Origin of the sequence: Peribacillus sp. FSL H8-0477 (genome assembly GCF_038002765.1) — a bacterium.
Taxonomy (GTDB): Bacteria; Bacillota; Bacilli; order Bacillales; family DSM-1321; genus Peribacillus.
The window spans coordinates 835271-859711 of record NZ_JBBODE010000002.1 but is presented as its reverse complement, the minus strand read 5'-3'; the positions used below and the strand labels follow the sequence as shown (position 1 = coordinate 859711).

Below are 24441 nucleotides of genomic sequence, written 5' to 3'. Positions count from 1 at the left end.
GATTAGCCTTTTGTGCCCCCTGCCGTCAAACCCGAAACGAAATATTTCTGGAACATTAGGAATAAGCCGGCAATTGGAAGAGCAATTAAAACAGAACCTGCCGCAAAAGTCGTAAATTCATTTCCAAATTGCTTAGCAACCATTTCGTATAGTCCAACACCCATGGTGAATTTCTCTTCCGAACGAAGTAAAATTCGGGCGAGAATGAAATCACCAAATGGCGCAATGAAGGCAAAGAGTGCGACAACCGCTACGATTGGTGTTGCCAATGGCATAATAATTTTTCTGAAAATAAGGAAATGCCCCGCTCCATCCATTTTCGCTGATTCATCAAGCTCTTTTGGAATTGTATCTAAGTATCCCTTCATCAGCCAGGTACTCATTGGAATTTGGCCGCCGACATATACAAGAATTAACCCTAAATGAGTATCAAGTAATCCAGTACGATTCGCTAAAACAAAAATGGCGATCAAAGCTGCAAAGTTTGGAATCATTTGCAAGACCAAGAATGTTAACAATCCATTCTTCCGTCCGATAAATCGGTAGCGAGAAAAGGCATATGCTGTGCAGGATACCGCAATCACCGCAAGGATCATGGTTGAGATACTGATTTTCATTGAATTGAAGTACCAGTTAAGGTAGTTAGACTTCTCAGTATCGAACAAGTATTGATAATGAGCTAACGTTGGATTTTTAGGAAACATGGACGACCCAGAAAGACTTTGTCCAGGGTTAAAGGAAGAACCAATTACCCATAGAAGCGGGTACACAACAATAAATACAGCCAAAAGGAGAAGCAGATATGAGACCGTTAAGCGGATAATTTTACTTGTTTTTACACTCATCACATCATATCCTCCTCTTGGAATGATTTAGTCCGTTTAAATTGCCATAGGGCAACCGTAACTACAATTAGTGATAATAGCATGGTAATCGCAGCAGCTTTCCCATATTGAGCAGATGTCATCGTCAGCTTATAAATCCACGAAATTAAGATATCCGTGCCGCCGGCATTTTGTCCTGGTAATGCTGGACCTCCTCCATTAAAGAGGAAGATGACGTTGAAATTATTAAAGTTAAAGGTATACTGGGTAATCATAATCGGTGCGGTAGCAAAGAGAACCATTGGCAGGGTAATACTGCGGAACTTCTGCCAAATCGATGCTCCGTCTACTGTAGCAGCTTCGTATAATTCTTCTGGAATCGACTGCAATACTCCCGTAGTCATGGCAAATATGAACGGAAAGCCCAGCCAAGATTGAATAAGGATCAGCGCGACCCGAGACCACATTTCTTCTGTCATCCATGGAATGGCATCAATTCCCAGCGATGCGAGAATTCCATTATTAATGACCCCAAAGGTTTCATTGAACATCCCTGAAAAGATCAAGATCGAGATAAAAGCTGGAACTGCCCATGGCAAAATTAAAAAGGTCCGAATAATTGCTTTTCCTTTAAGATCCTTTTGATTAACGAGAATGGCTAGGAATACACCAATTGCGACTTGCAGAGTAGTGGCTCCGAATGTCCACACAATGGTCCAGCCGAGAACACCAAAAAAGGTTTTTCTCCAAAGATCTAAACTGAAAATATCAATATAGTTTTGAATACCTACCCAATCAACAAGCTTCGCCGGTGGTGAGTGGTATAAATCGTAATTGGTAAAGGATAGTAAGATTACAAATAATATTGGAAAAATAACCACAAATATTAGTAATAGAAATCCTGGCGATATCATTAAATACGGAAAACCATTGTCTAACAGGTTATGATATTGTTCTCTCACACTATTTAAGGATAAACCCTTGTCTCGTTTCCGCCCATTATTCAGCGCATCATATATATTAACAGCATAAATGAGCAGACCTATAAGTGCGACAAGCAGTGCGATGATTCCATCTACAAGAAGAAAAACGGAGTGATCCACCCCTGGAATGGTTCCTAAGGTAAAGAGCCCCCAAAACCCCCAGTTAAGTGTTGAATAAAAGCTGCTAAAAAATGCTACGGTAAGGATTAAGAAAATAATCCCCTTCATAAACTGTTTATTATAAAACTGGCCGAATCCTGGAATAATTGAAAGTAGTGCGGCATTTCGACCATGTTTTGTTTTCAAAGGCGGGATAATTGGTGTTTTAGTTGTTGAAGGTATGCTGTCCATTAAATACAGGCCTCCCTTTCTTCCTAGGAGAATCAATTACTTTTTCGTGCAAACGCTTGCCTTACTAAGATGGACAAAGGCTGTCCCCTTTAGAGGAAAGCCAAAGCCCTTAATTATTTATTTTGCTGGGTGATTTGTTTCAATATTTGTTTTAATTGTTTTTACTGCATTGTCCATTGCTTCTTTTGGATCAGCTTTACCCGTTGCAATTGTTTCTAATGCGATTTTCGCTGGATCCCATACTTCTCCCATTTCTGGAATATTAGGCATCGGTACAGCGTATTGAGATTGCTCAGCCACTGCTTTTGCACCTTGATCAGCTGCAATGATTGGATCTTCAATAACTGTTTTAACTGGTGGAATTTCTTTCGTTTTTTCAAAACGAATTTTTGCGTTTTCTTCATTTGTTAACCATTCAACTAATTTTGTAGACCAGTATGGGTTTTTCGTGAAGGCAGTAACATGCCATCCTTTTACACCCATAAATGTTTTCATATGCTCGCCATTTGGAAGAGTCGGCATAGCAGTAACACCAATATCAATTCCTGCATCCTTCATACTTTGGAATGCCCATGGTCCATTCATAACAGACGCAAGTTTTCCTTCATTGAATAAACCGTCCATTGTTGCTCCGCCGCTGTCTCCAATAATTCCTTTAGAGAAAAGGCCTTCACTGTACCATTTTTGAATATAGGCAGCTCCTTCAACAGCTCCCTCATTGTTTAAACCAATATCTTCACGATCAAGAGCACCATCTGTTTCTTTAAATACATATCCGCCCATTCCGCCGATTACACCGTGAGCGAAGTAGAAGTCATCCCATTTTGCATTAAAGCCGTATTGTTTATCTTTCGTTAACTCTTTTGCTTTTGCATAAAGCTCGTCCATCGTAGCTGGGGCTTCAGGCATTACCTTTTTATTGTAGATGAAAACTGGTGTTTCCGTAGCTTTTGGCAGGCCATAAAGCTTACCATCGTATTTCTGTGCTGTTATAGAAGCTTCAGTAAACGTATTCAGTACAGAATCTTCAACTTTAAGTTCTTGGATCAAGGCCTCAGTAACAACTTGACCAATTTGGTCATGCGGCAATGTAACAACGTCTGCTCCATTTCCAGAAGGACCGTCTAAACGTAATTGATCACGCATCTTATCAGCCATATTTAATTCTTTAAATTCAACTTTGATCCCATATTCTTTTTCGAAAGATTCAATAGCTGGTTTTAACGCTACTGATTTGTCTACATCTTCCCAAACAACCAGTTTTTCTGGTTTTGCTTCTTCTGTCGTTGTTTCTTTTTCTTTATCATTCGTCTTACCTGACTTTGCCGGCTCTTCACGATCTGGTCCGCAAGCAGCGAGCAGCCCAACAACCATGATCATCATGGTGACGAGTGTAAAAAGTTTTTTCATTTTTGTGACCCCCTGTAATTTATGAATCTAGCTTTTAAGTCGGACAATCGTTTGCACAAATGGCAAAACAAACGTAAATATGTAACCGCTATCAAAACAATACTAGAAACGTTCATCTTTTATTCTATTACTGTCATTACAGCATTAGCGTTACAAGAACTAAGTTCGCTCTTATAAACGAAAAATGTGAAAGCGATTGCACAACCTATGAGTTTATTATACAATTTTCCCTATATTATACAATCCTTTTTTTATATTTTTATTTTAATTTTTACTTTTCTTCTAAATCCGGACATATTTAAGCTGCTCTATGTAATAGATATCGTTCCGTTCACTAGGTTATTAATCTTGTATAAAATTTACTTCTCTGCTATTTTGTAGATATCATTCAGATTCACTATAAAACGGATACATAAGGAGTGTTCACATGGAAAAATCCGCTGTTTATCATCGTCCTAGCGATAATTTTGCTTATTCAATCAATACAAACACCCTCCATATCAGACTTCGTACAAAAAAGGCAGATGTTCAAAACGTTACACTTTTATTTGGTGATCCTTACATATGGGAAAATAACGAGTGGCAAATAGAAGAAATGCCGATGGCGTTTTCCGGCAGTGACGATGTATTTGATTATTGGCAGGTATATGTTTCGCCAGATTTCAAAAGGCTGCGATACGGTTTTAAACTTCAATCTGATGCTGAAACTATGATTTACACGGAAAAAGGATTCTATGAAACAGCTCCACTAGATACTGATTTCTATTTCTGTATTCCGTACTTGCATGAAAATGAAGTATTCGATGCTCCCGATTGGGTAAAGAATACGGTCTGGTATCAAATCTTCCCTGAACGCTTTGCGAACGGTGATTCTTCTCTAGATCCTCAAGGAACAATGCCGTGGGGAAGTGAAAATCCAACTGTAAATAACTTTTTTGGCGGCGATTTTGCCGGTATTCTGCAACATCTCGATTATCTTGCGGACCTTGGCATAAACGGGATTTATTTCACACCTATCTTTAAGGCCTACTCTAATCATAAATACGATACCATCGACTATATGGAAATTGATCCCCAATTCGGTGATAAGGAAACGCTGAAGCGATTAATTGCTGAATGCCACAGCCGCGGGATTAAAGTCATGCTCGACGCTGTATTCAACCATAGCGGTTATTACTTTGCTCCGTTTCAGGATGTATTAGAAAAAGGGGATCAATCGGACTTTAAAGATTGGTTCCATCCCCACAGTTTCCCGCTGACAGGCGGTGAGCGTCCTAATTATGATGCGTTTGGTTTTGTAGAAAGTATGCCTAAATTAAATACAGCTAACCCAGATGTAAAGGATTACCTGCTTACGGTCGGTAAGTATTGGATTGAGGAATTTAATATTGATGGATGGCGTCTTGATGTAGCAAATGAAATTGACCATCAGTTTTGGCGTGAGTTTCGTCAAGAAGTTCGGAGCATAAAGAGTGATCTCTATATTCTCGGAGAAATTTGGCATGATTCGATGGCTTGGCTGCGCGGTGATCAATTTGACGGTGTTATGAACTACCCATTCACAACGAATATTAAAAACCTGCTCGCAAAGCAAAGTATTACTGGCCAGGAATTTATTGAAAATATGAGTAAGGTCTATCATAATTATCCGAAAAATGTCTTTGAAGTTACCTTCAATCTTGTTGGCAGTCACGACACACCCCGGATATTAACAGAATGTGCGGACGATGAACAACGAACTAAGTTAATCTATACCATGCTCCTAACTTTTATGGGCACACCCTGCCTCTACTATGGCGACGAGATTGGCATGAGCGGCGGTGCTGATCCAGGCTGTCGTGAATGCATGATTTGGAATGAAGAAGATCAAAATCTGGATATGAAACAGCACATTCAAAAACTGATTAACCTCCGGACAAATGAGCGTCTACTGGCAAATGACGGCGAAATCGAATTCCTGCTGCCCGATAGTCCGAACGGAATCTTTGGCTACCGTAAGTACACAGAGGATAAGTCGGTTGTTGTTCTAGTGAACTCAACAGATACCAAAAAAACGTACTCACTTACTGAACCTCTGGGTGACATAAAAGATATCTATTCAGGAAAATCGTATACTAGTTCATCCATTACCCTTGAAGGATATGGTTTCGCGATTTTATCATGCACACATACCCAACGGGGTATTTATTAGCACCCAGACGGGATTAACATGTCTCTAGACGGGATTATCTCACTCTCAGATGGGAATAACGGGTCTGCAGACCGGAATAACCACTTGCCAGACGGGGTTACCACTTTTTCCCACTACTTTATAACAGAAAGAGGCTTTCCCCAACTCTAGGGGGAAGCCTCTTTATTATGAATCTATAATTTGAATGTCATACTCTTTAAACCAGACATGAATTTGTGCTAAATGTGCCAGCAGCTGCGGGCCGGACATTAATTGCCCAAACCATGGTACCTTAAACGCATTTCCTTTTGATTCTACAATTTCCTGTAGTTTTTGCTCATCAAAAAATTCGTGAAGTATGGAATTCCGGTCTGTTAATACATCCTTCAGCCAGGATTGGACCCTATCCGTGTAGATTGGGTTATGTGTTTTCGGATATGGACTTTTTTTGCGATACAGTATTTCTTCTGGCAATAAGCCTTCAAGGCTCTTCCTCAAGATTCCTTTTTCTCGATTTCCTGTCATTTTCATGTCCCATGGGATATTCCAGACATACTCAACCAACCGATGATCCGCAAAGGGTACACGGACCTCAAGACTTGCAGCCATACTCATTCTATCTTTCCGATCAAGCAATGTCGTCATAAACCAATGAATGTTTAAGTAAAAAAGTTCTCTACGTTTGGCGTCTATCCCGCTTTCTCCATCAAGCCGCGGTGTTTCAGCTATCGTATCCAAATACTTCGACATCGCATAATCCTCAAGCTTCAGCTTATCCTGCCAATCTGTTTTTAATAAAGAAACCCTTTCCGCAGTTGAGCGCATCCAAGGAAATCCCTGTCTATTTAAATCGTCTTCTCGGTGAAACCAAGGGTAACCGCCAAAGATTTCATCTGCACATTCTCCTGAAAGACCTACGACAAAATCCTGCTTGATTTCACGACAGAACCATAACAATGATGAATCGACATCAGCCATCCCGGGTAGATCACGGGCATACACCGATTCAGTCAAATAGTTTACCAGCTGTTCTTGCGTAATTATTGAACTATGGTGAGCCGTATCGAACGTCTCCGACATTTGCTTAATCCACGGACCATCGGAATTGGGCTGAAACTCATTTGCCTTAAAATACTTCTCATTGTCTTCATAATCTATAGAATACGTATGAAGCCTGCCTTTTCCTTCTTTCTTATAAGCATTGGCAGCGATGGCTGTTATTGCACTTGAATCCACGCCTCCTGATAAAAAAGTACAAAGCGGTACATCCGATACAAGCTGCCGTGTGACGGCATCCTCGACAAGGAAACGCACCTTTTCCGCAGTCTCACCGAGAGAATCTTGATGTTCTTCACTTTTCACATTCCAATACCGCCAAGAACGCAGTCCCTGCTGACTGAGTGTCATCGCATGTCCCGGCCGCAATTCCTTTATGCCATGAAACACACCAGATCCAGGTGTCCTAGAAGGGCCTACCCCAAAGACTTCTGCGAGTCCCTGTCTATCTATTTCAGGTTTTATATCCCGATGAGATAGTATTGCCTTTAACTCTGAGCCAAAAATCAGCCCTCCATTTTTCTCTGCATAAAACAGCGGTTTAACTCCTAAGCGATCCCTAGCGATAAATAGTTTTTGCTCAGCATCATCCCAAATCGCAAAGGCAAAAATCCCATTAAAGTAATCCACACATTTTTCCTTCCATTCAATATAGGAAGTTAGTAAAACTTCTGTATCAGAATGACCCTTGAACGAATATCCTTTTACTAACAGCTCTTTTCGCAAATCTTCTGTGTTATATAGTTCGCCATTGTAGCATAGTACGTATTCGTTTTTGGCATGACTTTTTAACATAGGCTGTTTTCCGCCTTCTGGATCGACAACAGTCAGTCGGCGATGTCCAAATGACGCATGCAGGGTGCTCCAAACCTGTGTATCGTCGGGTCCACGTTTTGAAAGCGTTTCTGTCATTTTTTGTACAGTTTCTTTCTCATTCAGCAAGTTTTGTTGAAAATGAACCCACCCGGTAATCCCGCACATTTAAATCAGTCCTCTCTGTTGCAATGATGAACCAGCCGAACGATTAATGTGTTCATGGCTTTCCACATGCAAATTATGCTAATTGGATAGTCTATAAAAATAAACTATGCAACTAAACATAAATGGTTATTTGTCCTATATCTTTTTATCACGAGGTTATAGTTTGAAGGATTTATGTCTAAAAAGTAGGTGAGGCATTCATTTCTGGAGGTAGACTATGAGTCAACAACAACGCGAGGTCTTATACGACCGTCAACCAAGAGCATTTACAGAAGGCACAGTAGAAAACATCAATCAACAGTGGATCTTTTTCGATAGCGAAACAGATGAAGCCTCTTCCTTAGAGGAATACGTTCACCAGGAAGTAGAGGTTCAGCGAGGCAGGAATTGGTACCGGGGCACACTCGAAGAAAATGGAGTTGTCAATCTGAGGCGTGAAACCTTTAGTTTAAGTGATGGAGAGCAAATTAAAATCAGAAAACAAATGATTTATTCCTTTGATTCTCTTTTAGAAGAATTGGATGATGATTCTTTTTTTCAATTTGTGACTTCTCTTAATTCACTGGACTTCTCCATTTATGATTGTATATATAGCTATAATCAATTATCCTTTCTGCGGGATGTACATTCTAAATCCGGGGTAAACTTTTTAATCTTTGACAATGAATCACAGATTTGTGCTGTTCAGCATCACTTCTTTTATTCTGAGAAAAGGCACGACCGTTTTGAGTTTACGTTAAATACCGGAAAACGAATTATGATTGAAAAATTAAATAACCCGTCTGACTCGTAATCATAAAAAAAATGGCTTTCCCCAAAGGGAAGCCATTTTTTTATGCAAACGGACTGAAACCTTGTGGTAACGATAGACCAAGGTACAGTACAACGACAAAGGCAATGACAAATGCGATCCAAAGAGCGCCAGTGCTTTTCCCTTTTGAAGTACGAACCAAGACCATTTCGATAAGTCCGATGACAATGATTCCAACAATCAGTTTTACTGCATAAAAGCCGAAACTGCTGCCAATTAACGCGAAGCCTGTACCGATAATCGCCAGATACAAAACACGAATAATCATATGAGTAATTTTTGCCGGTTTTGTTTTCCCGCTTTTATACAGCGCGGCTGCTACGAAAAAAAGAATAATAGCAAGAATCCACGATGTTAGGTGCATATGAGTCATAGTATATAATCCCCCTCTTAGTATTCTCTTTTATCATACCATAGACAAATTATGAAAACCAAAAACGACTATCCGGAAATCGGTAAATGTGTACAATTAGTGAATACTATTTTTCAATGTTCCGATTTTGTCTATTGTAATTTCAATACAATCCCCTTTTGTCAGAAAACGCGGAGGTTTAAACCCTTTTCCCACACCAGCTGGGGTACCGGTTGCAATGATATCCCCCGGTTCAAGTGTCATTCCCTTAGAAAGAACTTCAATGATTTCTTCGATTGGAAAAATAAAGTGCTTTGTATTCGATTTTTGTCTACTTTCTCCATTCACCTTCGTCTCGATATCCAACTGATTTGGATTATTGATCTCAGATTTTCCCACGATATACGGACCCATAGGACAGGATCCATCCAGACTCTTGCCTAATAAAAATTGTTTGTGCCTTGCTTGTAAATCTCGTGCCGTTATATCATTTAGAATCGTATACCCAAACACATAATCTAGAGCATGTTCTTTTTGAATGGCTTTGCCTGTTTTCCCTATTACTACAGCCAGCTCGCCTTCATAATCCAGCTGATTGGTTACTTCTTCATGATTTGGAATGGGAGTACCATGTCCAATTACAGAGGTTGGCGCCTTAGAAAATAGCATCACATGCTCAGGGATGTCTGCTTCACTTCCCATTTCTAGTGCATGATCCACATAATTTTTTCCTACACAAAAGATGTTTTTTGCCGGACGCGGAATGGGAGCTTCCCAGTCGAAATTTCCTTCTTCTACAAATAATTCAGTTTGATCGTCTGTATGGGCTGCCCAATGTTGGATCGCCGACGCTTTATTGAGAAACTCTTCCCCTTCTGCGATACAAGCGAGCAGCGTGTTCGGCACCTCCAATTCCATTTTTTCTGCTGCATCTTGAAGCAATAATACCTTTCCTTGTTCTACGACAATGACTACCTTGCTGGCAGAGCCGATTTTGACTGTTGCAAATTTCATCTTCGACACACTCCTTAGTAAGATATCTAGATTTGGTATAAAAACTGTTCAACTTGTCTGCTATTTTTGAACAGGTATACTTTTTTACCCTCAAGATCATTTAGTCTTTTTTTTATTGCTGGTGCTTTTTTTCGGTTAAAGGTTCGGACATAATTAAAAAATTCGAGATCAATTTTCTCTGGACAGTCTGCCGCCATATCTGGTCGTGTTTTTCCCTGATACATCACTCTTCTTTTTACAATTCGGTATAAGCAGAGCGATGTGGGAAAATCAAGATAAATGACGGTATCTGCATGCTCCAGACGAAGGTCAAGTGTCCCACGATAATTTCCATCCACTATCCACTTATCACCTGTAAGCAGGCTTTCTTGACGCATTATGAATTCCTCAGAACTTGACTGTACCCAGCCTGGCTTCCAGAATAGCGTATCTAAATGGATGACCTCACTATTGATCTTTTCTGCCAACTTTAGTGCTAACGTTGATTTACCTGAGCCGCAACAACCTAAAATGATTACCCTCTTCATGAAAGCCCCCTGAAAACTTATTTTTTAAATAATGGACGTTTTCCATAGGTGAAGAATCTCCAGATATACTCAATTGGACCGATATAAAAATACCGCACCCATAGCAGGCTTAACGCCATTTGACCGATATAGATGATGAAAACGAATAGGATTCCTGTCGTAAAGGAAATTTCTCCATATATACCTAAGCCGTAAGAATAAAAAATCAACGTAGCTACAATCGACTGAAACAGATAATTGCTGATTGAAAGCCTGCCGACTGCTGCAATCGGTGTGAAAATTTTCGTCAATTTTCTGTGTTGAAACACTAAGGTGAAGAGGAATATATAAGCAAATGAAACAATCGGTCCTCCAAGGAAATCCTGTATCATATTTGCTTCCATGTTAGCTGCCGTCGTGTACGGAAGAGTTTTCAGAAAAAAGCCTGCTAGGAAGGTAAAAACCGCTATCCATACTACTTTTTTTTGATGTAGTTTCGGATTATGCAGCCACTTAAGTTTGGCGATTCCTGCACCCATTAGAAAATGCGGGAAAATGGAGAAAAAGAGAATCAATACACTCCCAAGATTATTCACCTTATACCAATCTGCTATTCTTTGCTCAGTAATCTCCATGAAACTACCGTTCTGGTAGGTATTCATAGTGGCTTCAGCTTGAATGAAATCTGTTTCCATCATGGATGAAGAGTTTCCTGTAGCGACCATCAGCAGCATCATAAGACTTAAAGCTGCAAACGGAAGGATATACATAAGTGATCCAAAGATTAGCAGGGTTTTCCCTCTCCATTTATAGAATAGTAAAAAGACAAAGCCAAATAGAGCATAAGTAATTAAAATATCACCGTGCCATACCAAAAAGGCATGCAGAATCCCAATCACTAACAAGGTCGTCATCCGTCTTACAAAAAGCGTTGGAAAAGATTGACCGTGTGCAGCACTACGTTCAGCCAATAATATAGCCCCAAAGCCAAATAAAAAAGCAAACAGTGGATAAAAGCTTGCCTGAGCCATTACATCAACCAATATGTATAAAAGATGATCTGGATTTTGATTCCACCAATTCAAGGGATCTATATCCATAAACGGTGAATGAAAAGACGGCATATTAACTAAGAAAATACCTAATATGGAAAAGCCGCGAAGAATATCAATGGTTTCAATACGATTTTGTTGGATAGCCTTATTCACTACTGCACTCCTTTTTTTGGATTTTCTCTCTAAAGATATCATACTACACAACATTATTTGTCTAAAATAAGCTTGAGGGATTAGTTCCCCCCAAGCTTATTTTAACCTAGTTTACAAATTTACCAGTGATGCCTTGTTGTTCCCAGTAGGCATTCCGCAGCTGAACTTTTTGAATTTTCCCTGATGCAGTCTTCGGCAGTTCTTCTACAAAGCTTACACCCGTTACAGCCTTAAAATGGGCAAGTCTTTCCCGGGTAAAGGCAATAACCTCTGCTTCCGTTAACTCTTGATTAGCTTTCCGGACGATATATGCGTGCGGTGTCTCCCCCCACTTCTCATGTGGTACGGCAATTACAGCCGCTTCAAGAATTGCTGGATGTTCATACAGCATTCCCTCTACTTCTATCGATGAGATATTTTCACCACCAGAGATAATGATATCTTTCTTTCGATCTACGATTTCAATTGTTCCATTTTCATCAATAACGCCCATATCCCCTGTATGCAGCCAGCCGTTACGAAGGGATTCCATTGTCGCTTCATCATTCTTCCAATACCCTTTCATAACACCATGACTTCTAGTAATAACTTCTCCAATTTCCTTCCCATCATGGGTTACTTCCTCACCATGTTCATTGACCACTTTTACTTCACTGCCAATCATAGAATGTCCTGCTTTAGCTTTCATTTGGTAAATCTTTTCTTCAGGTAATTCAAGGTGTTGCGAACGGATTGTCGAAATGAGACTTAGCGGTGATGATTCAGTCATGCCGTACACCTGAATAAACTCCCAGCCAAGCTCTTTTTCAACTCGGGAGACAAATGCAGGAGGCGGTGCCGAGCCTGCTATCACTACGCGGACATTCCGAGAGACGCTTGGGGTATGCTGATCATAATATTGCAACAGTGCGTTTAAGACGGTTGGTGCCATATGTATAATCGTAACATTATGCTTCTCAATCGCATGAAAAATCGCTTCTGGTGATGTTTTACGCAGACAAACTTGAGAAGCTCCATTCGCTGTATAATAAAATGGCGATCCCCACCCATTCACATGGAACATCGGAAGCACATGCAATAGGGTATCTTTATCACTTACACATAAATGATGCATTGTACTGAGCGCATGAAGATAGTTATTTCGGTGTGTCAGCATCACACCCTTAGGATTTCCAGTCGTACCACTCGTATAAAGAAGACTACACACATCCTCTTCATCCACAAATTCCCGCTCAAATCCGTTGTCTGGGAAATCAGCCAGCCATTCATTGTAACCGATTTCATTTATATCATCAGTTCGATGATGGACGATGATTGTATGTACACATTCTAATTTTTCCTTAATCGGCTGAATCAGATGGTACAATTGCTGGTCGATAAACAGTACTTTTGCTTCACTATGATTCAAGATAAATAAATAGTCTTCCGGAGTTAGTCTCGTATTTAGCGGTACCATAATAGCGCCAAGTTGAAAGATTCCATAAAAACCTTCAAGCATTTCAGCTGAATTTGGTGTCAAATAGGCTACTCTGTCACCTTTACTGATTCCGAGTTTTCTTAGACCTCCCGAAAGCTGGTTCACTCTCTTATTCACTTGAGTATAGGTATACACTTTATCTTCTGTAAAAACGGCCTCTTTCTCTCCATACAGGGAAACCGCTCTGTCTAAAAAAGATGACAGTACTAATGGGACCTTCATGTAATCACTCCTTCGATTATTTATATCAACTATATTTTACCACATTCATTGACTACTTTGAAGATTCTGAAATATCTTGATTAGGCTGTTTAATCACCTTCAACGATTTTGAACATAAAATGGTCTTAGGAATTCTTACTAAAGGGTGAATTACTATGCCAGCTATCGTCGGAGTAGTCCAGGTTATTAATGTCGGAAGCAGCGGGGTTTTTCATATTGGTGATGTTTTCAAAATATCTCCGTTTGCAACCTCTAAAACCTTTGCAGGTGCAGGGTCATTTAATACTGGCGAGACGATTTCTCTCTATAACGCCGCCAGCACAACCAATACCAACGATACAGATGCCATTGACCAGCCGACTGTTTTAAATTTATAGCAGGCGGAATCCCCCTATTACACAGGGAGGAGGATTGTATGATCTTCAATATCCAACAAAACATTCATATCCATATGATAAAGATTAACAGCATCGGAAATTCGTCTGTTTTTCAAATTGGCAGTTCAGGGGTAATTAAGGCTCTTTCGACTTTTTCTAATACAGGCGGATACACAGAACCAGCTCCACAGCTCGACAACGAAGGAGAAAGCTTTGTTCCTTTCCCGCCGACTGGCTAAACTTAGGCATTCACCTATATTTGGTTCTAGCATATACTGAATCGATATATATGCATAAGAGGCGAGGTGAATACGGATGCAGAATGATTTTTACTCATATACAGTCCAAATGCAAAGATATTTAGAAACCCAGGACTATCGAATTAAAATGCTGGAAAATGAACTGGCTCTCATGAAAACAAAACTAGCAGAACTCCAAAACAAACCAGCAGTGAATGTTGAAAAAATTGAGTATAAGTTTGACCAGTTGAAAGTCGAAACGCTTGAGGGTACGCTAAATATCGGACTAAATCCAAGCGACCTCAGCAATATTGAGGAGCTGGCCATTAATTCTGCAAATCCACCTCTACAGCCATATGTATTCCCTAATCGACAGCAGTTTGTTGAAGACGTTTCGGCATCTATTGCGGCTGAAATGGATGAACTAATACAGGATACAGCTGAGCAGCAACGCGAAAACCTGGATCCATCTTTTCATCAGCTAATTAAAAGCGATATTGAAAAACAACTTTCCCAGCGTGTCAGTCTTTATCTTGATCAAACATCACAGACGGAACGTTCACCCCATTTACTAGAACAAGTAAAAGAAAAAATTAGTGAACGAATTAAAAGTGACATCACTCAGTCCATCAGAAACTTTATTCAATCTTCATCGAATACGACAGGAGGAAACAGCTAAATGGATTTTCACGTTGTTAATGGCGAACTCTGTGTTGATAATATCGAGGTATTAGGTGTATCGGCTTCATCCTTATTCTTAATTGGTGATGCGCAAACCATCCAGCTTTCATCTGCCTTCGATACCCCTCCAGAATCATTAATTATTGGGCCGGCATTCCCATTTATCCCGAAAGGATGACGCCATGCTCAGCAGAATAGCAAAGGTCAACTCCTTATCTTTAAAAGTTTTGTCTTTCAGTTCTTTACTACAAATCGGCGACTGTAAGTATGCAGAAGCCTCTTCTAAAGCATTTGCACTGCAACGTTATAAGTCGGTATTCGATGGTGAAGAAGCAAATGGCATTGACCATCCTATTTTTCATTTACCTTCCGTTTATTTACCAATTACAGAATCTATTCAAACTACGTTCAATCATCGTAACCCGTTTATTAAAGTAAACCGGATAAACATCATAGGGGCAACTCTTTCCTCTATTATCGGAATTGGAAATATCGATCATTCCTCCATGGAATCCAGAATATTACACATCAGACAGGTTCCTTACAAACAAAACATGGAAGAGCAGCTCTATGAAATAAATGAAGGACTTCCTGCTAAAGCGAAAGAAAGTTAAGAATGAAAGGAATGGTAGCATGCCAGCGATTATTGGACCCGTTCAGGTGATAAATGTCGGCGGTGGCGTCTTGCAGTTCGGTGATACCATCGTCATCTCACCAAAAAGCAGTGCCAAAATTATTGAAGGCTCGGGATCATCCAACACAGGGGCTTTCATTTTCACTGGCAGTGGGATTAATGGAAACAACGTCCTCGATGTCAACGGTGTTGATCAACCGATTGTCGGAAATAATTAGCTCAAAAAAGCATATAAAAATGGACCAAATCTCAAAGCGATTTGGTCCATTTTTTTATTCAATTTCGAGTAAATGACCTCCGTCAAAGAAAAACAAATAACGGTGCTTCACTTTCTTTTTCATGATTGTTTCAATAGCACGAGTATAAAGCTGCAGCTGAACTTGATACCGTTCAGCAAGAATCTCTTTTGCTCCTTCGAATCCATGAACAAAGCGACCTGTAATTTTATCTGTTTTATAATCCAGTAATACTAGTCCGTCCTCGTCCTCAAAGATACAGTCGATGACACCCTGTACTAATATCTCATCATCACCATTCTGCCAATCTGCGTATGCATCTGCCGCGGCCATCGCCATGGTGAATGGAACCTCTCTGCGGACAGTTTTTGCATTTTGCAGCCGTTGTCCAATTGGGAGCTGGAAAAAGGCCGCTACTACATCTTGATCCACGCTTACGCTTTGTTCCTCCGTAAGCAGTTCACGGTGAATTAGATCGTTAATAAGCTCCTGTATACCTGCCTTAGTCACCGTTTTATCTAACTCAATATGCTGCATCACTAAATGCGTAATTGTGCCTTTTTCAGCAGCGGTTATGGACGTTTCCTGCATAAACTGTGGACGTGTACTAATCGGACGTTTAAATTTATGCAGCAGTTCCATTGAACTTGCTTCATCTTTTAATTCATTTTGACGCTTTAATTCTGAAACGGATTGCTTAGAACGATGCATGGAAGCATCAAAATGTTCATATTTCCAAGAGAGCTGACGTTCCACTTGATCGCTAAACGACGATACACTATCTATTTCATCGCCCTTTTTCACATGCTCTAGAAGTTCTTCTTGCGATAGTTCTTCTTCATCCTCAACCATTTGCAGTTCTCTCGCGGCGACAATTTGTATGGCCCATTCTGATGGGTCTGATGCTGTTTCAGTAAACGGAAAAGAAGAGATTCCATAATCCAGCTTAATCGCTTCACTGTGACGGTGACGCAAAACAGCTGGACCAATCCAGTCTAGATAGCTCCTCGCGTTCGCTCTCACATGGTCGTTTAAAAGCCACTCAGCATGTTGACCGGATGCTGCCCATTTTTCCATCGTTTTCGCTGCATCCTTAAGCGTACCAATTAAGTGCAGCTTTTCTTTCGCACGCGTCAGTGCGACATACAAGACCCGCATTTCTTCTGCAATCGTTTCTAGCTGCTGTTTTTTCTTAAAAGCGATCTGCGGCAAGGAAGGATAAGTAATACGCAGTTCAGGATCCACATATTTAGAAGCGAAACCATATTCTTTATCAAGCAAATAGGATTTCCGGATATCCATTAGATTGAATTGTCTAGCAAGACCTGCAATGAAGACAACGGGAAACTCCAGTCCCTTTGAAGCATGTATTGTCATCAATCTTACAACATCTTCTTGTTCGCCAAGAGTCCGTGCTGCACCTAGGTCATCTCCCCGCTCCTGCATGCGATCAATAAAGCGCAAAAAGCGGAATAACCCACGAAATGAGCTTGTTTCATATTGTCTTGCTCGGTCATACAGCGCCCGTAAATTAGCTTGTCGCTGCTTTCCTCCTGGCATGCCACCCACAAAATCATAAAAACGTGTATCCCCAAATAACTGCCAGATTAAATCTGAAAGGGCAGTCTGCTGTGACAACTGTCTCCATTCGTTTAATTTTTGATAAAAGAAGGAGACTTTTTCATACAGCACTGGATTTTGTTCTGGATCAGCTCTACGATAATAATCAGCCATAGCCTCGTAGTATGTGTTTGAATTAAATAAGCGGACTTGTGCCAGCTCTTCCTCATCAAGACCGACAATTGGTGAACGAAGCACCGATACCAGCGGAATATCCTGCTGTGGATTATCAATCGTTTTCAGTAGTGAAAGCATGATTCTTACTTCGTTTGCTTCAAAATATCCGGTAGATAGACTTGCATACACAGGGATTCCCTGTTTTTTGAACTCATCCATGATTTGCGGCGCCCATGGCATAGACCGTAGTAACACAACCATATCACGATAGGTAATCGCCCGGTAAATCCCTGCTTTTGTATCATAGACCTGCTGTTTCTCATTAATAGCTTGTTTAATCAGCTTTGCCATCATTCTAGCTTCTAACTGTGCAGTTTCCAGTTCTTCATCATCAAATCCGAACTCTTCTCCATCACCTGATTCGTCAACGGAACTGCCTGAATCAACGTTTGCGTTATCAATTAAAGTCAGCTCGATTGGATACGGCTTATCCTCGGGATAGGACGCACCTTTTTTTAGTTCAGCGTCTTCATCATATTCAATTTCACCAACCGTGATGCCCATTAGCTGTTTAAATAAGAAGTTCGTTCCGGACAATACCTCACTTCTGCTGCGGAAATTACGATTTAAGTCGATTCGAAGACCGCTTTCGCTTCCGTCATGTGTAAATCGAGTATATTTTCCTAGAAAAAGATTCGGTTCAGCCAAACGGAAACGATAGATGGACTGCTTAACATCACCAACCATGAAAAGATTCCCGCTGTTTTCCCCATCCGCTGTTACAAGCTTCAGAATCGATTCCTGAACTAAATTTGTATCCTGATATTCATCCACAAGTACTTCTTTAAACTGTTTGCGATAACCCAATGCCGCTTTTGAAGGCTTGAGGGTGCCCATTTCTGATAAAATCGCTAAACTATAATGTTCTAAATCTGAAAAATCAACGAGGTTCTTTTCCGCTTTTGCTGCTTGAAACATCGTACCAAACTGTTTAACTAAATCTACGAGTGTTTCCACATAACCCTTCAAGCCGCGTATATCTTCTAGATATTGTTCGGGCTTCCGGGAAAACAAATCAACTTTTAATGTATCAATCATCTTTTTCGCTTTTTTACGATAGTTATCAGCTGTTTTGACCATTTCTTTATCAAAGGAGTCACCCTTACATGCTTTAGCCCTTGAAAAACTATTGTCCATCTGCATCGCTTCGTACATGCTTTCCCAAGACTCCTGATGGGCTTTTTCCAGCCTTTCAATAATCGTAAGGTCAGCAATGAAATTCTCCGCTCGCGGCGCAGGTCCTCCTGGTTGCTTAGAAAGTTCCAACGCCTGGTTAAGTAAAGATCGAGCAGTTTCTAGCTGCAAGGAAATATCAAAAGTCAGCTCTTTAATAAAGGGTAAATCATCGACTTTCATTTCTTCTGGCAAATCGTACATCGCTGCCGCCTGGTCAAGCCAAGCCTCAGGATGCGGATGCGACCGTGAAAAATTATGCAGGGAACGAATGATTGTCTGCAGGGCTGTATCATTTCGGTCTCCTGTATAAGCATCAACAAGTTTAAAGAAGCGTTCGTTATCGCTTTGACTGTAGTGTTCCTCAAATAACTCTTCCATCACTTCATCACGTAATAATTCGGCCTCTGTAGAATCGGCTATTCGGAACCCAGGATCTACATCGGTTAAATAATAATAGGTACGGATTACGTCTAAACAAAAGGAGTGCAGCGTTGAAATGGAAGCTTTATGAATCAAGCTTACTTGTTTACGCAAATGCTGCGAATTTGGGTTATCTTTAATCGCTTGTTCAAGCGCATCTCCAATTCTGTGTTTCATCTCTGCGGCTGAGGCGTTCGTAAACGTCACGACAAGAAGTTCATCAACATTCAATGGATCCTCTTCTGAAAGGATTTTCTCGATGATTCGATTAACGAGCACAGCCGTCTTCCCCGAGCCTGCCGCAGCAGCCACAAGAATATCCTGATCCTTAGCCCAGATTGCTTTCCATTGGTCTTCTGTCCAAGTCGCACTCGCTGGCATCAGAGGTATAATCGTTTTACTCATCATCATTCCCCCCCTTCTTAAGGATGTCTAAGATATCTGCGTCTTTTCTATTCACCAGTACGTTAAACTCGTTCTCCTCTAACGACTCATCAAACTGGCAGACTGATTTATATGCACAAAATGTACATGGCTTTTTTTCTTTTAATTTGTAGGGTGTAATCTCAACTTTTCCATCAACAATTTCATCGCCTGCTTTTTGAAAAACATTTCGAACATGGTTTTGCAGGAGGGTAAAATCACCGTCACTGGCGATTTTAGAGCGGGCTCCAAGGGACCCATCCTTTTTCAACGTAACAGGGACAATATCAGATGTCGTTTTTCCTGAAGGGTCAAGGGTTTTATCCATTAGTTGTATAACCTCAGGATTACCTAATACCAACCCTTTCATTTTAAAGCTTTTGAACATCGCTTCTTCAATTTCATCCAAATTGAGCATACCATTACTTTTGACGACAGGATTGTGAACATGGAAATATAATACACCTGCAGGCTTGGCATCATTACCTACCAGCGTTTTTGAATGGCTGACAACAATATCAAGGTAAGTCAGCATTTGCAAAGCGAGTCCATAATAGACTTCACTCATATTCAGCTCTTTGTCACTCGATTTATAATCCAGCACACGAAGATAGATTCCTGAGTCATCTTCCGCTTTATCTACACGGTCAATGCGGCCTACCAGCTCCATTTGAGTACCATTTTTGAGGGAAAACGTTAAGGGCGGGATTTCCCCCTTACTGCCAAACGCTACTTCAAGTCCAATTGGTGCAAAGCCGCTCGCTTTTGCTTGTTCACTTAACACGATGGAAGCTCGTCCAATAACATCCTCCAATTTACGTTTTAAGTAATGATGGCGGTTTGTGCTTAGAAGAATCTGATTCTGAAGCTTCGGCGCCAATCGTTCGATGGCTGAACGTGCTAACTGTAAACATTGTTCCTTCGTTAACGAAGACCAAGAAATTTTGTTTTCATGCAGATAATCCGAAATAATCTTCAAGGCACCATGAAACATTTCGCCGATATCGGGAGCATCAAGACGGTAAATTTTCCGCTCCTGTAGCTTTAAACCATGAGCCGCAAAATGAGAGAACGGACAGCTATTAAACATCTCCATCCGTGAAACGCTGGCTAGAATATTTTCTCCATATAGTTTTTTAGTCGTATCTTCTGAAAGTTTCTTCGCTTTATTTTCATAAAACAGGCTGGATAACACCCTGATGGCAAGCGGCTTAATTTCATCATTTCTCATATACGCATTGTAAACATCCCACCATAGTGCATCAATTGGATACCCGCGTTTTAACAACTGAAGCTGGGCAGTTAAATAAGCCAGCGCTACATTATAGTTAGCAGCAAATGATACTTGCCTTACTTCATCGAAGTCGGATGGATCATTCGTATACACCGCTTCATTTACCTGATCCAGCAAATCTCGGACACGTTTTATATAAGAAGAGGGCAACAGCGATTTCCCTTCTTCATCCGCCAGTGGGTATGACATGAATAATGCCTCAGAAGGGGTGGTAAACGCTTTGTAAGCCGTGAATTCTTCATCAAGGAGACGCAGCCCTGAACCTGGAGCGACTTCCAATCCGTCAGCAAGCAGGGCATTACGGTCACTGTCTGAAAAGATGCCCTCAGCTGTCACTTTCCCTGGCAGTATGCCTTCATTTAGACCAATGACAAACGCTGCCCTGACATCGTCAATCCTTGATAAATTAAGATTCGCAACAATTACTTGATCGATAGCGGGCGGAACGAGGGAAAATTTCATGGATTCCATTCCCGTCTCCATTATGGTTGAAAACTGTTTTAGTCCTACCTTTTCATCACCAAGAATCTCTACGTACTGATCAAGAAGATCGATTACAGCATCCCAAGACTGTTCATGCTCTCGGGCTCGTATCAATTCCCCTGCTTCTTCTGCTTCAAACTTCAGCTTGTCGAGCTTCTCTGGGATATGCAGCTCCTCTAAATAAATAAAAAGGGCTTCACAATATTCTCTTCCGGTTCTAGCACGCTTTAAGCGGCGGGATAGAGTGAGAATCGGTTCCGTGAACATTTCCTTCAAGTCATTTAACTCATCCTCGAGTTCCTTCTCTTTTGTCGTTTGAGATCTTTCTTCAAGTTCTAAGCCTCTGATTCTCCGGTAACCCCAGCGGTCCTTTGACGTCCACCTTGTCCCTTTTATTCCGCGTGACAACACATAATTCTCAAGACGATCAACTCGTTCACGCATAGAAGGCGTTGTTTGGCCAATGGGTGCCAGCAGCTCTGTTTTAATCGCTCTAAAAACCGTTTCATATCTCCAGTTGCTCACAAGAATTTCAAGTGTTGAGCGAATTAGCTCAAGCAGCGGATGATTAAGCATCGAACGCTTCGAATCGATAAAAACAGGAATCTCGTAATCTTTAAAAACAGTATCAATTAAGTCATGATAAGACTCACCGTTTCGAACAAGGATGGCAATATCATTCCATCGATAATCACCATCGCGAACGAGTTTTAGAATATCTCTTGCTGCTCCTTCTACTTCTGCCCGACGATTCACTGCTTGGGTTACGGTGACCTGAGCGTCGAGAGGATACTTTGTCACCGGTCTTACCGCAAAGTTGGTTTCAAGATGTTTCAAAGAAGGACTTCCTGTATAGCGTCCTTCCGCTTCAAGCACCATGTCCTCCTCAATGGATAACCCTTGCTTCAACGCACTTTGGTAAATGTCGTAATAAGTAGAGCCCGTCTGCCTGAACAAGTGAAGTGCATCTGGTGGATTCTGTCTGAATGGCTGATCTAGTGTGAGTGAAACCGTTACATGGCGGCTATGCTTCAGCAGTCCAGCAACAATCAACAGTTCCTGTGGTGTAAGACTATAGAAACCATCCATATAAATGGTCGCAGATGCTAAGTATGACGAGTCCGCCATCTTTTCAACGAGCAATTTAAAATAATCTTCTGAGTCTAGATACTTTCCAATCAATTCTTCCTCAAATTGCTGATAGATTAAATCCAAATCATGAAGTTTATCACGAAGTCCCTCAGGCAGTTCTTCTGTTTCATCGTGAAAGACTCGCACCTGCTCGGGATCAATGCAATATCGTTTGAACTCCTTCAGCATTTCATCCATTTGGGCAATAAACCCTTGCTTATCCGCTGAACGTCGAAACATTTTTAAATCACTTTTTTTATCTTCCATAATCTTACGAATCAACATCGTAACGCCGACGCTGTCAAGATGACGGCGATTCATTCCGCCTGTTTCTTGAAGCACTCTCCAAGCCAGACGGCTGAAGCTGAAAACCTGCGCTCGTACCATCCCGCCGAGATCAGGCGTTTTCACTAATTTATATTCTGACAAAAATGTCATCTGATCCGGCACAAGGTAGATAATTGGATTTCCAGCCGGATCTTTTCGCAGTTTTCCACGAATATCCTCAAGAATTCTTGTCGTTTTTCCTGTTCCCGATCGTCCTACTATAAATTGGAGCGGCATCTTTTTGCCTCCTTTTTCGGTCTACATCTATATTCCTATCTTAACAGAAAATCTGAGCAGCATTCTGACAGGATTTCTGGAAATTATCTTTGAGTCTTTACCTTCTATTTTACCGGTTTGACCATGGTTTTACCAACCATACGTTCCCCTAACAAACAGGAAAGCGGTCTTGTTTACGTTTTTTTGCTTTTTATCGAATTACATAAAAAAGAACCCACACTTGGGTCCAAAATTACACGTTATCAATACTGATTTAGAACGATCCTGAAAGAGGCCAATATTTAAGATCTACTTTCCCAACAATTCGATCCATTGGGATTAAGCCGATGTGGCGGCTGTCCAAACTTTCCAGACGATTATCACCGAGTACAAATACATTGCCCTCAGGAATCCTCTTTACACCAGTTAGTTCTTTCAAAGTAAAGTCACCAGTCAACTGCTGACCAAGAAAAGGATGATCGACTAAGTACGGCTCCGAATATTCCTTCTCATTTATCACTAATTTGTCATCTTGATAGACAATCACATCTCCTGGGATTCCGATTACCCGTTTCACATAATCTTCCTTCCTATTCGCATGAAAAACAATCACATCAAAACGCTTAACGGAGGAAAATTGGTAGACAACTCGATCCACAATCAGCTTATTTCCTTCCCCTAAATACGGCTCCATTGATTGACCATCAACTACATAATTAGTAAAGCACAAAGCACGGACTAGCTGGAAAATAATGAAGACAGCAAGGATACTTCTAATCTTGAAGGATGACTTTTTTTCTTCCATTCAATTTCCTCCGTCAAAAACCACTTTATTAGATAGTATTAGCCGTCCTCTCTCTTCATGCTTTTATTAAGTCTTGCCTCAACTCGTTTTCCTACCAGCCATAGGATAAAAATAACACCTGCCATAATCGCAGTACGAACGGGCTTATGTATCAACGAAACAACGTCATAACCAATAAAGCTAATTGTAAAAATCATAACCAATTTCCCGCCCATTAAGGCTAATACATACTGTCCGCGGCTGATTTTCGATAACCCTGCAACAATATTAACAATTGCCGATGGTGTAAACGGAAAACAAAGAAGTAAAAATAATGGACCAAATCCATGATGATCCACCCACTCCATTAGCTTTTGTACTTGCTTATTCTTATAAAGGAATCGGAGTAGTTTTTTTTGTCCATAATTACGAAAGATAAGAAAAACGAGTAAAGAACCCGTAACGGTACCGATCCATGAAACTAAAAAACCTAACCATAAACCAAAAGCACTGGCATTCGCAACCACAAAAACGACTAATGGTAAGAAGGGTAAAAACGCTTCAAGCATTGGTAATACTACACCTGGAATCGGTCCAAATGATCGGTATTTTTTTATCAGTTCTAGAATACTTTCTGTTGTGAGCCACTCTTCTAATCCATTAAAATCCATAATTCTCTCCCCAGACATCAATCATCCTTGAATTTTGAGTTGTTTATCTAAATGTAAGCGAACAATATACTGAATTGCAAGAATTGCTTTTATTAAGATACTGCTTATTTTCCCTAAAACGAAGGAAACCTAACCCGTTTTTAAAATAAGAATATCAGCTTGCAACTAAAGGAGTTATCGATTACGA

Annotated in this window: 22 protein-coding genes; 9 read left to right on the top strand and 13 right to left on the bottom strand. The window is 40.6% G+C overall.

The window, feature by feature from the left end; genetic code table 11:
• Positions 1-2: 2 nt before the first annotated feature.
• From MHI18_RS15955 to MHI18_RS15945, 3 genes are all read right to left on the bottom strand, one after another.
• Positions 3-845: a sugar ABC transporter permease gene (locus MHI18_RS15955; protein WP_340848719.1), complete on the bottom strand. Its 843-nt coding sequence runs from the start codon at positions 843-845 to the stop codon at positions 3-5.
• Positions 845-2158 carry a carbohydrate ABC transporter permease gene (locus MHI18_RS15950; protein WP_340848717.1) on the bottom strand — a complete coding sequence of 438 codons (1314 nt, stop codon included), beginning with the start codon at positions 2156-2158 and terminating at the stop codon, positions 845-847. Before MHI18_RS15950 ends, MHI18_RS15955 begins: the two co-directional genes overlap by 1 nt.
• A 117-nt stretch (positions 2159-2275) precedes the next feature.
• A complete protein-coding gene (locus MHI18_RS15945) occupies positions 2276-3568 on the bottom strand; it encodes an extracellular solute-binding protein (protein ID WP_340848715.1) in 1293 nt (430 codons plus the stop codon).
• Between the two features lie 21 nt (positions 3569-3589).
• On the opposite strand from MHI18_RS15945, the gene MHI18_RS15940 reads away from it, so the two are divergent.
• Positions 3590-3745, top strand: a complete 156-nt coding sequence (locus MHI18_RS15940) for a hypothetical protein (protein WP_340848714.1) — start codon at positions 3590-3592, stop codon at positions 3743-3745.
• A 250-nt stretch (positions 3746-3995) separates the two neighbouring features.
• On the top strand, positions 3996-5759 hold the full coding sequence (locus tag MHI18_RS15935; protein WP_340848713.1) for a glycoside hydrolase family 13 protein: 1764 nt from the start codon (positions 3996-3998) through the stop codon (positions 5757-5759).
• 165 nt (positions 5760-5924) lie between these two features.
• On the opposite strand, the gene asnB is transcribed toward MHI18_RS15935, so the two are convergent.
• Positions 5925-7775, bottom strand: coding sequence for an asparagine synthase (glutamine-hydrolyzing) (gene asnB, locus MHI18_RS15930; protein WP_340848711.1), 1851 nt, complete (start codon positions 7773-7775; stop codon positions 5925-5927).
• Positions 7776-7992: 217 nt separating this feature from the next.
• Between asnB and MHI18_RS15925 the strand changes: the two genes are divergently transcribed.
• Positions 7993-8568, top strand: coding sequence for a DUF2777 domain-containing protein (locus MHI18_RS15925; RefSeq protein ID WP_340848710.1), 576 nt, complete (start codon positions 7993-7995; stop codon positions 8566-8568).
• 40 nt (positions 8569-8608) lie between these two features.
• Here the strand turns inward: MHI18_RS15925 and MHI18_RS15920 are convergent, their stop codons facing one another.
• The 5 genes from MHI18_RS15920 to MHI18_RS15900 form a co-directional block, all read right to left on the bottom strand.
• Complete coding sequence (locus MHI18_RS15920) at positions 8609-8959, bottom strand: YisL family protein (protein WP_340848709.1); 351 nt, start codon at positions 8957-8959, stop codon at positions 8609-8611.
• A gap of 96 nt (positions 8960-9055) precedes the next feature.
• Positions 9056-9952 carry a fumarylacetoacetate hydrolase family protein gene (locus tag MHI18_RS15915; RefSeq protein WP_340848708.1) on the bottom strand — a complete coding sequence of 299 codons (897 nt, stop codon included), beginning with the start codon at positions 9950-9952 and terminating at the stop codon, positions 9056-9058.
• Between the two features lie 26 nt (positions 9953-9978).
• On the bottom strand, positions 9979-10479 hold the full coding sequence (locus MHI18_RS15910; protein WP_340848707.1) for a DNA topology modulation protein: 501 nt from the start codon (positions 10477-10479) through the stop codon (positions 9979-9981).
• A gap of 17 nt (positions 10480-10496) precedes the next feature.
• Positions 10497-11666 carry a DUF418 domain-containing protein gene (locus MHI18_RS15905; RefSeq protein WP_340848705.1) on the bottom strand — a complete coding sequence of 390 codons (1170 nt, stop codon included), beginning with the start codon at positions 11664-11666 and terminating at the stop codon, positions 10497-10499.
• A 106-nt stretch (positions 11667-11772) separates the two neighbouring features.
• Positions 11773-13365 (bottom strand): long-chain-fatty-acid--CoA ligase, encoded by a 1593-nt coding sequence (locus MHI18_RS15900; RefSeq protein ID WP_340848703.1) that lies wholly within the window; start codon positions 13363-13365, stop codon positions 11773-11775.
• A 155-nt stretch (positions 13366-13520) separates the two neighbouring features.
• Between MHI18_RS15900 and MHI18_RS15895 the strand changes: the two genes are divergently transcribed.
• From MHI18_RS15895 to MHI18_RS15870, 6 genes are all read left to right on the top strand, one after another.
• Entirely contained in the window at positions 13521-13742 is a 222-nt protein-coding gene (locus MHI18_RS15895; protein ID WP_040376025.1) for a spore germination protein, read from the top strand.
• Between the two features lie 38 nt (positions 13743-13780).
• Positions 13781-13981 carry a spore germination protein GerPB gene (locus MHI18_RS15890; protein ID WP_340848701.1) on the top strand — a complete coding sequence of 67 codons (201 nt, stop codon included), beginning with the start codon at positions 13781-13783 and terminating at the stop codon, positions 13979-13981.
• Positions 13982-14090: 109 nt separating this feature from the next.
• Positions 14091-14660, top strand: a complete 570-nt coding sequence (gene gerPC, locus MHI18_RS15885; protein ID WP_340848699.1) for a spore germination protein GerPC — start codon at positions 14091-14093, stop codon at positions 14658-14660.
• Complete coding sequence (locus MHI18_RS15880; protein WP_340848698.1) at positions 14661-14840, top strand: spore gernimation protein GerPD; 180 nt, start codon at positions 14661-14663, stop codon at positions 14838-14840.
• A 4-nt stretch (positions 14841-14844) separates the two neighbouring features.
• Positions 14845-15276 carry a spore germination protein GerPE gene (locus tag MHI18_RS15875; protein ID WP_340848697.1) on the top strand — a complete coding sequence of 144 codons (432 nt, stop codon included), beginning with the start codon at positions 14845-14847 and terminating at the stop codon, positions 15274-15276.
• 19 nt (positions 15277-15295) lie between these two features.
• Positions 15296-15514, top strand: coding sequence for a spore germination protein (locus MHI18_RS15870; protein ID WP_040376021.1), 219 nt, complete (start codon positions 15296-15298; stop codon positions 15512-15514).
• A gap of 54 nt (positions 15515-15568) precedes the next feature.
• On the opposite strand, the gene addA is transcribed toward MHI18_RS15870, so the two are convergent.
• The 4 genes from addA to MHI18_RS15850 all read right to left on the bottom strand — a co-directional run bounded on the left by addA (position 15569) and on the right by MHI18_RS15850 (position 24254).
• Complete coding sequence (gene addA / locus MHI18_RS15865) at positions 15569-19330, bottom strand: helicase-exonuclease AddAB subunit AddA (RefSeq protein ID WP_340848695.1); 3762 nt, start codon at positions 19328-19330, stop codon at positions 15569-15571.
• A complete protein-coding gene (gene addB / locus MHI18_RS15860) occupies positions 19323-22820 on the bottom strand; it encodes a helicase-exonuclease AddAB subunit AddB (RefSeq protein WP_340848694.1) in 3498 nt (1165 codons plus the stop codon). Before addB ends, addA begins: the two co-directional genes overlap by 8 nt.
• A gap of 253 nt (positions 22821-23073) precedes the next feature.
• Positions 23074-23604 (bottom strand): signal peptidase I, encoded by a 531-nt coding sequence (gene lepB / locus MHI18_RS15855; RefSeq protein ID WP_340848693.1) that lies wholly within the window; start codon positions 23602-23604, stop codon positions 23074-23076.
• Positions 23605-23642: 38 nt separating this feature from the next.
• Entirely contained in the window at positions 23643-24254 is a 612-nt protein-coding gene (locus tag MHI18_RS15850) for a TVP38/TMEM64 family protein (RefSeq protein WP_340848692.1), read from the bottom strand.
• Positions 24255-24441 lie beyond the last annotated feature (187 nt).